Below are 14,011 nucleotides of genomic sequence, written 5' to 3'. Positions count from 1 at the left end.
GCCAGGCGCGCGTCAGGCAGCGGGCGCGACGGCGCGCACTTCGTCGAGCGCGGCGGGATTGTCGAGCGACGACAGATCGCCCGGCGGCAAACCGCAGTACACGCTGCGAATCACGCGGCGCATGATCTTGGAGCTGCGTGTCTTGGGCAACTGCTCCACCACATGCACGCGGCCGGGCCTGAACGGGCGCCCGAGGCGCTTGTCGACATGGCCGGACACAGCGGCCTCCAGCGCGGCGCCCTCGATCGTCGAGCCGGGCTTGGGCACCACGAAGACCACGAGCTTCTGCCCCTTCTCGGCATCGGCCACGCCGATGGCGGCCGCCTCGGCCACATCGGCGAGCTCGAGCACGACTTCCTCGACCTCGGCCGGGCCGAGGCGCTTGCCGGCGACCTTGAGCGTGTCGTCGGAGCGCCCCATCATGAAGTAGTTGCCCTCGCTCGTACGCAGCGCCAGGTCGCCATGCACCCAGATGCCGGGAATGGTCTGCCAGTAGGTTTCCAGGTAGCGCGCGTCGTCGCGCCAGAACGAATGCGTCATGCCCACGAAGGGCGCACGGATCGCCAGCTCGCCCACCTCGCCGGTCACGCTGTTGCCCGATGGATCGACCACGTCCGCCGCCACGCCGGGCGAGACGGTGTTGAAGCCGCTGGGCGGAATCGGGCGGATCGGCACGCTCGCCAGCAGCGCGCCCGAGGCCTCGGTGCCGCCCGTGTAGTTGATGACGGGCGCCGTGCCGTCGCCGAAGCGCTGCAGAAACCAGTTGAAGTGCTCGGGCGCGATGCCCTCGCCCGCCGTGATGAGCAGGCGCACGCTGGAGCGATCGCCCTTGAGCGCCAGTTCCTCGTGGCTCGCCATGCCGCGGATTAGCGTGGGCGCGGAGCCGAAGTGCGTGACCTTGTGGCGCTCCACGACCTGTGACATGCGCGACCAGTCGGGGTAATCGGGCGCGCCGTCATAGCAGACCAACGTGGCTCCGCGCAGCAGCGCGCAGCCCAGCACCAGCGTGCCCGCGATCCAGCCCATGTCGGCGGGCCAGCAATAGACGTCGCCGGGATGCACGTCGAAGTGCACCAGCGAGTCGTGCGCGATCTTGATCGGGAAGCTGCCGTGCGTATGCACGACGCCCTTGGGCTTGCCCGTGGTGCCCGAGGTGTAGATCACCATGAAGGGCATGTCGGGCGTGACGGAGACTGGCGCCGTGCCCTCGCCGCGCGCTATGGTGGCGGTTTCCTGCCAGTCGAGGTCGCGCGGGTCGCCTGCGCCCTGCGCGGCTTCGCCCTCGGCGCGCTTCCAGATCACGTGCTCGAGCAGCGGCAACTGGCGCCACGCGTCACGCAGCGCGCCCTCCACGTTCACGCGCTTCGTGCGGCGCGAAAAGCCCGTGGACGCGATGACCATGCGCGCCTCGGCGGCCGAGAGGCGGGCCACGATGGCATCGACGCCAAAGCCGCTGAAGAGCGGCACGACCAGCGCGCCCAGATGCACGATGGCGAGCAGCGAGACGGTGGCCTCGATGCCATTTTCCATCAGGAGTCCGATACGGTCTCCCGGCTTCAGACCCCGCTGTGCGAGGCCCGCCGCGAAGTCGCGCACGCGCGCTTCCAGCTCCGCCCAGGTCAGCGCGTTCACGCTGCCGTCCTCGCGCTCGGCCACCACGGCATTGTGCTGCGCGGTGGCAGGATTTCGGGCCCATGCGTAAATGGTGTTGACCCAGTTGAGCTTGCCGCCGGGGAACCAGCTGGGAAACTGCGGCCCGCGCGACAGGTCCACGTAGCCCGTGGGCGGCTCGTCCCACGCGATGGCGCACTCGCGCATGACGGTGTTCCAGTAGCGCTCGGGCTCGTCGATCGAGACGCGCATCAGTTCCTCGTACGAGGGCACGTCCAGTGCGCGCATCAGCCTCACGATGCCGGCGTTCTGCAGCTCGCGCTGGCCGGGCTGCCACACGTGGCCGGATTCAGGATTGCTCATGATGAGTCTCCCCGCTCAGGCGCGTTCGAAAATCATGGCGATGCCCTGGCCACCGCCGATGCACATCGTCTCCAGACCATAGCGTGCCTTGCGGCGCTGCATCTCGTGCAGCAGCGTGCTCATGATGCGCACGCCCGTGGCCCCCACGGGATGGCCGAGCGAGATGCCCGAGCCGTTGACGTTGAGCCGGTCCTCCAGCGCTTCCATGGAGCTGCCCCAGCCCTTGACGCAGGCGAGCGCCTGGCAGGCGAAGGCTTCGTTGAGCTCGATCAGGTCCATCTGGTCTAGCGTCAGGCCCGTGCGCGCCAGCAGCTTCTGCACGGCCGGCACGGGGCCGATGCCCATGCGCGCCGGATCGCAGCCCGCGGCGGCCCAGCCGACCAGCCAGCCCATGGGCGTGAGGCCCAGTGCTTCGAGCTTGTCCTCGGCCACGATCAGGCAGGCCGCGGCGGCGTCGTTCTGCTGGCAGGCATTGCCCGCCGTGACCACGCCGTCCTTCATGATGGGCTTGAGCTTCGCGAGGCTCTCGGCCGTCGTCTCGCCTCGCACCCCTTCGTCCTTGCTCACGTGCACCACGTCGCCCTTGCGCTGCGGTACGGACACCGAAACAATCTCCGCGTCCAGCCAGCCCGCCGCCTGCGCCGCCGCGGCGCGCTGGTGACTGCGCGCGGCGAAGCGGTCGGACGCCTCGCGCGAGATGCCGTACTCGCGCGCCAGCGTCTCGGCCGTTTCGATCATGCCGCTGATGCGGCCAAAACGCGCCTCGGGCTGCGAGCGCTCGCGGCCCCGGTCCAGCCGGTCGTGCATCTTCACGGTGCCCGCGCGCTTGCCCCAGCGCATGTCGGTCGTGTAGTACTCGACATTGCTCATGCTCTCCACGCCGCCGGCCATCACCACGTCGGCCGCGCCGGTCTGCACCATCATGGCGGCCGTCGCGAGCGCCTGCACGCCGCCGCCGCAGCGCCGGTCGAGCTGCATGCCCGCGACCTCGATCGGAAAGCCCGCCTGCAGCGCCACCCAGCGCCCCGTGCAAGGCGTCTCGCCGCTCGCGTAGCTCTGGGCGAAGACCACGTCGTCGATGCGCGCCGCGTCGAGCCCGGTGCGCTCCACGATGGCGCGCGCCACAGTGGCGCCCAGTTCCTCGACAGGAACCCCTTTCAATACCCCGCCGAATGCACCCACTGGTGTGCGCAGCGGGGAGACGATGGCTGCTCGTTTCATTTCAAATGCCTCTGGAATAGCTGGAAGAATTCATCGCCAGCGCAAATCTGTGGTGCGCCGGCCGTTGTTGTCTTTACGCGTCTTATCGATACCGCTGCGCAATCAGCCGTACCGCCCGCCCGTCACATGCAGCACTTCGCCGCTGATGAAGCCCGCACGCTCGCTCGCGAGGAAGGCGACGGCGTCGGCGATGTCCTCGGGGCGCCCCACGCGCTTGATGGGCTGAGCGGCCACGGCGCGCTCCTTGATGGTTTCGTAGGTCGCCAGCGCCTGCACCATTTCCGTTTCCATGAAGCCAGGCGCCACGCAGTTCGCGGTGATGCCATAGCGGCCCTCTTCCATCGACAACGCCTTCGCCATGCCGATCAAACCGGCCTTGGCGGCCGAGTAATTGGCCTGCGTGGGATTGCCCAGGTGGGCACGCGAGCTGATGTTGATGAGACGCCCCCACCCCTGCTCGATGAAATGAGGCATGACGGCCCTGGCCGCCAGAAAGGCGCCCTTGAGCATCACGTTCATGACGAAGTCCCAGTCCTCCTCGCTCATCTTCACGAGGTACTTGTCGCGCGGCGCGCCCGCGTTGTTCACGAGAATGTGCACGCCGCCGAAATGCGCGACGGTTTCATCGACGAGACGCTGCACGTCGGCGGCCTTCGTGATGTCGCCCACCACGCAGTGGGCGGCCAGCCCCTCGTCCTGCAGCGCCTTCGCGGTGGCCTGCGCCAGTTCGGCGTTGATGTCGGTGATGACGACGCTCGCGCCCTCCTGTGCGAGCCGGCGCGCCGTGGCGGCGCCCAGGCCGCGTGCCGAGCCGGTGACGATGGCGACCTTGCCGTTCAAACCCAGATCCATGTGTTGCTCCTGCAAAGGTTGGTGTTCAGGTCAGATCGACCCGCGCATGGTTCAAAACCACCACGCCCCGCTCCACGGCCGTGACGCGCAGCGACACCGTGCTCGCGCGCACCCACATCTCCGTGCGCAGCGTGTCGCCGGGCCAGGCAGGCGCCGTGAAGCGCACGCGCATGCCGGTAAAGTGCGTGTCGTCGTAGGCCAGCACCGTGCGCAGCACGGCGTGCGCGGCCACGCCCATCAGGGCCATGCCGTGCAGAATGGGGCGCTGAAAGCCCGCCGCAGACGCCACGGCCGGGTCGGCATGCAAGGGGTTCAGATCGCCGCTCAAGCGGTAGATCAGCGCCAGTTGCGCAGGCGTAGACAGCTCGCAGACATAGTCGGGCTCGCCCTCGGGCATCGCATGGGGCGCAGGCGGCGCGCCGGCGCTTCCGCCCTCGCCAAAGCCACCGTCACCGCGCAACAGGCTCAGTTGCGCCACGGTGGCAAGCAACTGGCCCGTTTCGGCATGCGTGATCTCGCGCGTCTGCTGCAAAAAGGCGCCCTTGCCTTCACCTTTGTCCCACAGGCCTGTGATCCGTGTCGCGCCCTTGACGAGGCCGCTCGTGGGCAACGGAGCATGGAGACGAATCTCTTGCTCGGCATGCAGCAGCTTTTGCCATGTGATGCCGGTGTCCGGTTCACGTGCCCAGAAGCCCGGGTAGGCCAGCACGTTCGCCATGGTCGGCATGGCGCGCAGCAATTGGCCGTCCTTGCCCTCGAAGACATAGCGCAATTGCCCCGCATCGAGCGGGTCACTCCCCAGGCCCAGACCGAGGGCGTAAAGCTGGGTATCGCGCTGCGAAAACGCATGCTCGATGGTCGGAAAAGGACGTGCCAGCAAGTGAGCAGGATCGAGGGGCATGGCGGACATGACGACTGTGATAACCAGTCGTCACGATGAATCCAGCGCTTTTCCGGGTCAACCGATTTGCCTTGCCTGTTCCGTACCTTGGCACGGCTGGCTGCACGCCTTTTCACGCCTTTTATCGGCCTGTGCCAATGCAGGGCCAATAGCAGGCAAACGCAAACCGTGCGGCGAATTCCATCTTTCGGAACATCCTGTGCAAATCCGTTGCCTCGCACCCGTGGCTGCCGCAGCATGAATCATCCTCATCGATTGACAGACATGCAGACATGATTCGCGACCAGGAAACGCTCAACGGATTGCTCGACACCATCGCCCGCTTCGTGCGCGAGCGCCTCGTGCCCAACGAGGAACGCGTGGCCGAAACCGACGAAATTCCCGAGGACATCGTGGCCGACATGAAGGCCATGGGCTTGTTCGGCCTCACGATTCCCGAGCGCTTCGGCGGCCTCGAACTGACCATGGAAGAAGAAGTGCTGGCCGTCTTCGAGCTGTGTCGCGCCTCGCCGGTGTTCCGCTCGCTGCTGGGCACCACGGTGGGCATCGGCTCACAGGGCATTCTGTTCGACGGCACGCCCGAGCAGCAGGAAAAATACCTGCCGCGCCTCGCGACCGGCGAGCTGATCGCCTCCTTCGCGCTGACCGAGCCCGAGTCGGGCTCCGACGCGGCCTCGCTGCGCACCACGGCCATCCGCGACGGCGACCACTACGTGGTCAACGGCACCAAGCGCTTCATCACCAACGCGCCGCACGCGGGCATCTTCACGCTGATGGCGCGCACCGACCCCGACGACAAGAGCTCGGGCGGCATCTCGGCCTTCATCGTCGATGCCGGAACGCCCGGCATCAGTTTCGGCAAGCGCGACAAGAAAATGGGCCAGAAAGGCGCCCACACCTGCGACGTGATCTTCGAGAACGCGCGCGTGCCCGTGGCCAGCCTCATCGGCGGGAAGGAAGGCCAGGGCTTCAAGACCGCGATGAAGGTGCTGGACAAGGGGCGTATTCACATTGCCGCCGTGTGCGTGGCCGTGGCCGAACGCATGCTGTCCATGGCCCTGTCCTATGCGATGGAGCGCAAGCAGTTCGGCCAGCCGATCGCCGAGTTCCAGCTCGTGCAGGCCATGCTGGCCGACAGCCGTGCGGAGATCTACGCGGCGCGCAGCATGGTGCTGGACGCCGCGCGCCGGCGCGACGACAAGCTGCCCGTGAGCACGGAGGCGTCGTGCGCGAAGCTGTTCGCTTCGGAGATGTGTGGCCGCGTGGCCGACCGCGCGGTGCAAATCTTTGGCGGCGCGGGGTATATGGCCGAGTACGGCATCGAGCGCTTCTACCGCGACGTGCGGCTCTTTCGCATTTACGAGGGCACGACGCAGATCCAGCAGATCGTCATTGCGCGCAATATGATCCGCGAGGCGCAGTAGCGAGGCGCTCAATCCTCAGCTTAATCGATGCGTAAGCATGACATCCTATAATCATTCAAATATTCAGGATGTCAAATAACTAATCGCCCCGTTCACGCGTAGCGCTTAGGTTATCGTCGGACAATACAGGCCGCTTCTCCCAGTCGTTGCTAAAGCAGTCAATGGCGAATCCGCCAAGGGAGCCCACCGTGAACGCCTCGCTCGAGCATCACTGGGCTTTTGCACGCCCGCGCCTTTCTTCGAATCTCCCAATAAAACTGGCAACTCGAATCATTTCAGCCGCGCTCTGCCTCAGTGGCGGCTATGCTTTTGCAGCTTGTGAACAGGAAGCCGCTGCGCTTTGCTCCGATGGCAACCCACGTTGCCTCGCGGATGCAGCGAAATCCGTCGAGCAGGCCGCCAACGATTGCAAATCCGTCGTGGGCAGATTTTTGAATGCCTCAATGTGGCAGGAGACCCCGCAATTCTTCGACAATTCCCCGCATGAGCGTGTCTTTTGGCGGTGCGTGGCCCGGCAATGCGACGAGCCCCAGGAACCCGGGAAATAAAGCGGAGATATCGCTGTCGATTGCGCAATGAAAAGAGAATCGCCCAATTGGGTCGCACTATACCATCGCACAGCTAGCGACCCAACCGAAAAACGAATGCCGTCGCGCCGTACGGGCCGTCATCGCGGAACATTCCCGCGATGAACAAGCCGTCGGCGCAAACCCCGACATTCTGGCGAACGTCAATTGTCGTACTGGCTCTGGGCGTTGTAGCTTATCCCCTTGGCGCTCCAGAGCAGCTCGATATTGCGATTGCCACCGCTTGTGAGCGCGGGGAAGGGACACGCTGGCGAGCATTCCTGTACGCCGTTCTCGTCCACCCCTGCAGTGACCGTCGCCGTGTAATTGCCAGTACTCGGAGAGGTAAACGAACCTGAAGAGTATCCGTCCACCTCGGTCGATCCGAGCACTGTCTGAACTTCTAGCTGACCAACGAGTGGCCCGACCGGCTGGTTGTCGTACATCGAGGACCACGCGACGCTCAACGAGGGTGCGCTTGCCGCCCCGGCCGCGAGTGCGGTGCCCGCGGTGCCGCTCGACAGCATCGGCCAGACTGTCGCTGACCCCGCCGCTGCCGTCATCGGCAGCGAGCTATTGATCACGGCCATCCACGCTGTTCCGTTGATGACGGGGCCCGTGATGGAAGCGGCTCAACGATCACCTTTGCGAAAAGCATCGGCGGCGCAGCCCGCTGCATGTCGAGGAAATTGAATGCGCGAAATGTCCTGACGTCATGCCCGCAATGGCTCTCTATGCCTTTGGGTCTGAACGTCGGATCTGCGAGATTGAACGAGCGCTATCGTTCAAGGGATGAGTGCATCCGCAACGATAAGGGCTCGCGTTGCGCACCTTGCCAACAACGACTCTGGTGCGAACGCGAGCCCTCCTTTTTTATGATCTTAAATCTATCAGTTATCCTGCTGATACGGTCTTGATCCGGAGCCGAGCCATGCATGCTCCGGATTAATCTATCTAGGCAATGCCGTCCAACGCCTTGCCAAACCTCGCGACCGCACCTTCCACGTCATGCAGTTTTTCGAGGCCGAACAATCCCACGCGGAAAGTCTTGAAATCTTCAGGCTCGTCGCACTGCAGCGGCACGCCGGCCGCGATCTGCAAGCCGGCATCGGCGAACTTCTTGCCCGATCGTATGCCATCGTCGTCCGTGTAGCAGACCACGACGCCCGGTGCCTGAAAACCTTCGGCGGCCACGCTTCTAAAGCCTTTACGGGCCAGCAGTGAGCGAACGCGCTCGCCGAGTTCAAGCTGCTCCGTTCTCACCTTGTCGAGGCCATATGCCCCGGTTTCCTTGATCACGTCGCGCAGCGTCGCGAGCGCGTCCGTGGGCATCGTGGCGTGGTACGCGAACCCGCCGTTCTCGTAGGCTTCCATGATCTGCAGCCATTTGCGCAGGTCGCAGGCGAAGCTGGTGCTGGTGGTTGCCTCGATTCGTTCGCGGGCGAGCGGGCTGAGCATGACCAGCGCGCAGCACGGCGAAGCGCTCCAGCCTTTTTGCGGGGCGCTGATGAGGATGTCGACGCCGCTGGCCTCCATGTCGACCCAGACCGTGCCGGAGGCGATGCAATCGAGCACGAACATGCCGCCGACGGCATGCACCGCGTCGGACACCGCGCGCAAATACGCATCGGGCAGCATCATCCCGGATGCGGTTTCGACATGCGGCGCAAAGACCAGATCCGGCTTGTTTTCCCTGATCGCAGCGACCACTTCCTCGATCGGGGGCGGCGCGTAGGCGGCCTGCCTGCCTTGTTCGACCGGACGCGCCTTCAACACGATCGATTCGGACGGAATGCTGCCCATGTCGAAAATCTGCGACCAGCGGAAGCTGAACCAGCCGTTGCGGATGACCAGACACTTCTTGTTGGTCGCGAACTGCCGGGCGACGGCCTCCATGCCGAACGTCCCGCTGCCTGGGACGACAACGACCGACTTCGCGTTGTAGACCTTTTTCAGCCCATCGGAGATGTCGCGCATGACGCCTTGAAAGCGCTGCGACATGTGATTGAGCGATCGGTCGGTGTAAACCACTGAATATTCGAGGAGTCCCTCGCGGTCGACATTGGGAAGTAAGCCCGGCACGTTCGCCTCCGGTAAAAGATGAACAAGGGAATCAGGGGCAGCAGCATGCGTGATCCGATACCGCTGCAACCATGCAAATATGCTTATTCCTGACGAAAACTGATTCTAACGAAAGCCGCCTGCAACCTGGTGCCAATTTTTATGGGGTATTTGACGCACGCATGAAGTTGAGCAGCCACCGGGCGAAGCAGACCGCCGCCGGCAACCCGGAGTGAGACAACGACACGTCGCCAGCCGCTGATGCGCCTGGCTATCGGCGTAACGGACGCTTCAGGCTGCTGCAAGCACTGGCGCGAACGATCACTTTGCGCGTCTATAACCTTACCACTATGTTCATCACCGGCTTTCAACGTGGAAACGATTCTTACGAGATGTTAAACTGCCCCGCACGCCTGACCTGACCGACATGAACCCTCGCGCCCGCACACGAACGACTGCATGGCTTGGCCTGATCGCCATGTGGCTCATCGTGCTCGCGCCGCTGGTCAGTCAACTGGTCGATGCCTGGCGCAAGCACCAACCCGTCGCGGCGCTTTGCTCCACGACGCTCGATGCCGGCGTGAGCCAACATGGCTCGCCAGCCGGAGCGCTGAACGCCTGCGGGTATTGCGATCTGCTCACCACGCACGTGAGCATGCCGCCGGGCCCAGCCGTCTTGCTGCCCATTCTCACCCTCGTTGCCCTCGCCTCCGTTTCCACGCTGTCCACCAGTTTCACGCCGCTTGGCGCCTTCCCCTCGGGACGGCCGCGCGCGCCTCCAGCCTTGCGCTGATATCCCCGGTTCCGTCTGTTTTGCACTGCGCGCCCGCGAGGCGTGCGGGTGATCACGCGCGCCATCACGCTTGCCGTGTCCCAGCCCGCTGATCGCCCCTCGCCACGCCCGCTTTAGCCGGGCGCGGGCTCGCTCGCACAGACACCCGTACACGACATCGCTGCAATACGGTCCGTTTCGGCCCGCGGCACCGGCCGCTGGCTGGCCGCGCCTTTGCCCGATTCCAGCCACAGACCGTCACTCGACGCCGCCTCAACGCGCGGCGCGTTTGCGTACATCCGTCGCTCACACAACAACTTCAATCCACCGACAAGACCATCATGTTTCAGCCCACTCGACTGCGCGCCGCCATTTCGGGCGCCATCGCCCTGCTTGCCTCGCACGCCTGGGCGGACGCCGCCGACCCTGCCGCGCCCGCTTCTGAAAACACGTTGCCTCCCGTGGTCGTGAGCGATCGGAGCGCGCACTCGCTCACCTCGCAAACCGTGACGGACGCGAAGCGCTCGCTCGACGAGACCGCAGGTTCGGTCGGCTTTGTCGATAGCAGGACATACGAAAACACCTACGCGTTTACACTGCGCGACGTCCTGAAGGATGTGCCCGGCGTATTCGTGCAGGACCGCTACGGCCAGGAGTTGCGCCTGTCGATTCGCGGTTCAGGCATTGCGCGCAGCTACCACACGCGCGGCCTCGAAATTCTTCAGGACGGCATTCCCACCAACCTGGCCGACGGCAGCGGCGACTACTACCAGATCGACCCGCTCGCGCTCCAGGCCGCCGAGGTCTACAAGGGCGGCAACGGGCTCGCCTATGGTGCGTCGACGCTCGGTGGCGCAATCGACTTCCTCACGCCAACCGCCTATACCGCCGTGGCGCCCAACATCGTGCGTCTCGAAGGCGGCAGCTTTGGCACCGTACGCGGCAGCGCACAATTCTCGCGCGTGGTTGGGCCGCTGGACTTCATCGCCACGTTTTCGAGCGACCATTCCGGCGGCTATCGCGATCACGCAACCGGCAACTACCAGCAGTTCAATGCCAACATTGGCTACCGCTTCAGTCCCACGCTCGAAACGCGCTTCTACGTGGGGGCCTATGTCGTGAACCAGTTGCTGCCCGGCACGCTCTCGCTCTCCGACGCGCTCAACAATCCCACCAAGGCCGCGCCGGGCGCCGTCGCCGGCGATCAGGCGCGCAACACGCGCACGGAGCGCATTGCGAACCGCACCACGCTCAAGCTCGACACCGGCGAGCTGACCTTCGACACCTGGGCCATCCACAAGAGCCTCTATCATCCGATCTTCCAGGTTCTCGACCAGGACGGCTGGACCTATGGATTCGCGCCGCGCTACACCGCGAAGCTCGATATCGGCGGCATGCGCAACGACATCATCGCCGGTGCACGCTTCTTTGGCGGCAACACCCAGGCGCGCCAGTACGTCAACGTCTCCGGCGAACGGGGCACGCAAACGCTCAATGCGTCCCAGAACGCCTATAACTACGAGGCGTATCTGGAGGACCGCTTGTTCGTTCTGCCCACGCTCGCGCTGATGGCGGGCGTGAAAGCGCTGCGCGACGTGCGCGAGTACGTGGATCACGGCGGGCTCGCAGCGGACCCCACGTACAAGTCCACGAGCGAGACGTTCAGCGGCCTGAATCCGAAGCTCGGCTTGCTCTGGCAGCCGGCACGCGACATTCAGGCCTTCGCCGACATCACGCGCAGTCAGGACGTGCCCGACTTCACGGACCTCACGCAGACCTTCGGCAGGACGACGCAGTTCACGCCGCTCGCCTCGCAGCATGCCTGGACCGTCGAGCTCGGCTCGCGCGGCACGCATGATCGCGTGAGCTGGGACGTCACGGCGTACCGCTCGCTCGTGCGCGATCAGTTGCTGCAATACACGACCGACCCGAACATTCCCGCCTCGACCTTCAACGCCAACAAGACCGTGCTGCAAGGCATCGAGGCAGGCGTGTCGGTCGATCTGCTGCGCGACATCGCGCGGCGCGGCGCGGGCGACAAGATCACGCTCTCGGGCCTGTGGAACCTGAGCGACTTCCGCTTCAAGGACGACCCGCAATACGGCTCGAACCGCATCGCCGGCGTGCCCGTCAACGTGGTGCGCGCCGCGCTCGGCTATTCCCGGCCCGATGGCTTCCATATCTCGGCATCGGTGGACTGGGTGCCCGCGGGCGCCTGGGCCGACGACGCCAACACGCTGCGCGTGCCCGGCTACACCCTGCTCGGCGTGCAGGCGGGATGGGACTTCCGCAACGGCCTGTCGGTCTATATCGACGCGCGCAATCTCACGAACCAGCGCTACGTGAGCGACATCAGCACCGTTGCCGACGCGCGTACGGCCTCGACTGCGATCTTCTATCCGGGCGAGGGGCGCAGCATCTTTGCTGGCTTGCGCTACGCGTTCTGACGCTCGCGCAGGCTCGATGCGAGGAAAGTGTAAACCCCAATCGACATTGGCCGACGCCAGAATTCTAATGATCGTTAGTTTGGTGAACGTGTATCGTAGAGGCAACATATGGATCGTTCATACCCCGCTGATGTCCGCGCAACGCCCAACACGGGGGCGGTCAAACGCGGCCCGGTCGTGACGCCGTTTGCGCGCGCGCTGGCCATCCTTTGCGCGTTCACGCCCGAGGATCGCTGGCTTTGCAACAGCGACCTTTCCGAACGGGCGGGCATCCCGGCATCGACCGTGACGCGCCTGACGCGCACGCTGGTGGCATCGGGCTATCTCTGCTGCGACAGCGGCAAACGGCGCTTTCGGCTGGGCCCTTCGGCATTGGCGCTGGGCTACCGCGCGGCGGCCGACATCGAGATTCACGAAGCAGCGCATCACCGCATGCATCAGTTTGCCGAGCGCCACCAGGTGCATGTTCACCTCTGCGCCCGCAACCGGCTGGATGTGGTCGTCATCGATAGTTGCTGCACCAGCGCCATTCCTGCATCGCTGCAGCCGGCGATCGGCACCCGGCTGGGGCTCGCATCGACTGCTGCGGGCTGGGCGCTGCTGGCCAGCCTGCCCGACGTCGAGCGCGCCTATCTGCTGCGCAGCGCGGCGTTTCAGACCTCCCGCGACTGGAGCGAGAAGTGGGGGCATCCTGGCCGTCGCCCGAGCGAGGCCATCGGGCAGGTGCGGGAAGGCGGATTTTGCGTCGCGCTAGGGCAATCGGGCCAACCCATGACCATGGTGGCCGCGCCGGTCCAGTTGCCTGGCGAAGCACCGCTGGCCGTGAGCTGCATGGGGCCGGCCATGCTGATCGGGCGCGCGCGCAGCGAGCGTGAGCTGGGGCCGGCGCTGGTTCGCATGGCGCAGGACATCCAGCATGCGAGGGCCTTGTCATGAGCGCGCCCAGAGCCGAGGCATCCGACAATGCGACGCTGATGACGGTGGAGCGTGGGCTGGAAGTCTTGAGGGCGTTCCGCTCGAACCGTGCGCCGCTGAGCAATGCGGAACTCGTGAGGCGCACGGGGCTCTCCAAGGCCACTGTCTCGCGGTTGACTTCCACCTTGATACAGGTGGGGTTTTTGCGCCTTGTGCCGGGCAAGCGTGAATTCGAGCTGTCGATTGGCGCGCTGGGGATTGGTCATGCTTATCTGGCGACTAACGATTTGTTGCAGGCCGCGCAGCCTTTGCTGCAGGAACTGGCGGATCGGCTCGATGTTTCGGTGGCGCTGAGCGTCAGGGATGGCATCGATATGCTTTATGTGGGTTACCGGGTCAGTCGCAAGGTTGCGACGCTGCGGCTTGGGGTTGGGTCGGTGCTGCCTATGAGCACTACTTCCATTGGGAGAGCTTATCTTTGGGGGTTGCCTGATGAAGAGCGGCAGGGTTTGATTGAAGAGCACAAGCGGCGTGCTGGACCGCAAGGCGATGCGTTGGAGCAGGCCATTCTTGAGTCGTTCGAAGAGCTCGAGGGCACTGGCACCTGTGCGGTGCTGGGGGGCTTTCAGCGCAGTACGTTTGGGGTGGCGTTGCCCGTGTGGGTTGGGCGTGAAGGTGCGCTCATGAGCATGAGTTGTGGCAAGGCCGATGTTGATCTTGATTTGCGGGCCGAGCGGGAGAGGATTGCGCCTGCGCTTAAGGAGGCGGCTGAGAAACTGCAGGCGCAGTTGGCGGATTTTGATAGTGGGATTTGATTAGGGTGTTGGCCCTTTCTTGGCCTTTCTTGGCCTTTCTTTGGCCTTAACTTGTTTTCGCGG

The 14,011-nt window shown here is 64.7% G+C and carries 12 protein-coding genes; 6 read left to right on the top strand and 6 right to left on the bottom strand.

From position 1 onward, the window contains the following. Window positions 1-12 precede the first annotated feature (12 nt). From BO1_RS40910 to BO1_RS40895, 4 genes are all read right to left on the bottom strand, one after another. Window positions 13-1,974, bottom strand: a complete 1,962-nt coding sequence (locus BO1_RS40910; RefSeq protein ID WP_043288698.1) for an AMP-binding protein — start codon at window positions 1,972-1,974, stop codon at window positions 13-15. A 15-nt stretch (window positions 1,975-1,989) separates the two neighbouring features. Further along, window positions 1,990-3,195 (bottom strand): acetyl-CoA C-acetyltransferase, encoded by a 1,206-nt coding sequence (locus BO1_RS40905; protein WP_028222512.1) that lies wholly within the window; start codon window positions 3,193-3,195, stop codon window positions 1,990-1,992. 102 nt (window positions 3,196-3,297) lie between these two features. Further along, the gene (locus BO1_RS40900) at window positions 3,298-4,047 is read right to left on the bottom strand and encodes an SDR family NAD(P)-dependent oxidoreductase (protein WP_028222511.1); all 750 of its coding nucleotides are present in this window, start codon (window positions 4,045-4,047) and stop codon (window positions 3,298-3,300) included. A gap of 25 nt (window positions 4,048-4,072) precedes the next feature. Then, a complete protein-coding gene (locus tag BO1_RS40895) occupies window positions 4,073-4,948 on the bottom strand; it encodes a MaoC family dehydratase (RefSeq protein ID WP_028222510.1) in 876 nt (291 codons plus the stop codon). 272 nt (window positions 4,949-5,220) lie between these two features. Here BO1_RS40895 and BO1_RS40890 point away from each other — a divergent pair, with 272 nt between their 5' ends. Continuing rightward, window positions 5,221-6,372: an acyl-CoA dehydrogenase family protein gene (locus BO1_RS40890; RefSeq protein ID WP_028222509.1), complete on the top strand. Its 1,152-nt coding sequence runs from the start codon at window positions 5,221-5,223 to the stop codon at window positions 6,370-6,372. Between the two features lie 188 nt (window positions 6,373-6,560). After that, window positions 6,561-6,920: a hypothetical protein gene (locus BO1_RS59830; RefSeq protein WP_156992691.1), complete on the top strand. Its 360-nt coding sequence runs from the start codon at window positions 6,561-6,563 to the stop codon at window positions 6,918-6,920. A 182-nt stretch (window positions 6,921-7,102) separates the two neighbouring features. Here the strand turns inward: BO1_RS59830 and BO1_RS40885 are convergent, their stop codons facing one another. After that, window positions 7,103-7,528, bottom strand: coding sequence for a hypothetical protein (locus BO1_RS40885; protein ID WP_028222508.1), 426 nt, complete (start codon window positions 7,526-7,528; stop codon window positions 7,103-7,105). Between the two features lie 364 nt (window positions 7,529-7,892). Beyond that, entirely contained in the window at window positions 7,893-9,020 is a 1,128-nt protein-coding gene (locus BO1_RS40880) for an aminotransferase class V-fold PLP-dependent enzyme (RefSeq protein ID WP_028222507.1), read from the bottom strand. A gap of 406 nt (window positions 9,021-9,426) precedes the next feature. Between BO1_RS40880 and BO1_RS40875 the strand changes: the two genes are divergently transcribed. The 4 genes from BO1_RS40875 to BO1_RS40855 all read left to right on the top strand — a co-directional run bounded on the left by BO1_RS40875 (window position 9,427) and on the right by BO1_RS40855 (window position 13,948). Then, a complete protein-coding gene (locus BO1_RS40875) occupies window positions 9,427-9,792 on the top strand; it encodes a DUF2946 domain-containing protein (RefSeq protein ID WP_028222506.1) in 366 nt (121 codons plus the stop codon). Between the two features lie 320 nt (window positions 9,793-10,112). Next, complete coding sequence (locus BO1_RS40865) at window positions 10,113-12,218, top strand: TonB-dependent receptor family protein (protein WP_028222505.1); 2,106 nt, start codon at window positions 10,113-10,115, stop codon at window positions 12,216-12,218. A 177-nt stretch (window positions 12,219-12,395) separates the two neighbouring features. Then, window positions 12,396-13,154, top strand: coding sequence for an IclR family transcriptional regulator (locus BO1_RS54910; protein ID WP_245644040.1), 759 nt, complete (start codon window positions 12,396-12,398; stop codon window positions 13,152-13,154). Next, on the top strand, window positions 13,151-13,948 hold the full coding sequence (locus BO1_RS40855; protein ID WP_028222504.1) for an IclR family transcriptional regulator: 798 nt from the start codon (window positions 13,151-13,153) through the stop codon (window positions 13,946-13,948). Before BO1_RS54910 ends, BO1_RS40855 begins: the two co-directional genes overlap by 4 nt. Window positions 13,949-14,011 lie beyond the last annotated feature (63 nt).

The sequence above is a fragment of the Paraburkholderia oxyphila NBRC 105797 genome, from assembly GCF_000685075.1.
Classification (GTDB): domain Bacteria; phylum Pseudomonadota; class Gammaproteobacteria; order Burkholderiales; family Burkholderiaceae; genus Paraburkholderia; species Paraburkholderia oxyphila.
Note: the sequence above shows the minus strand (reverse complement) of the source record. Positions and strands in the feature narration are given on the sequence as shown.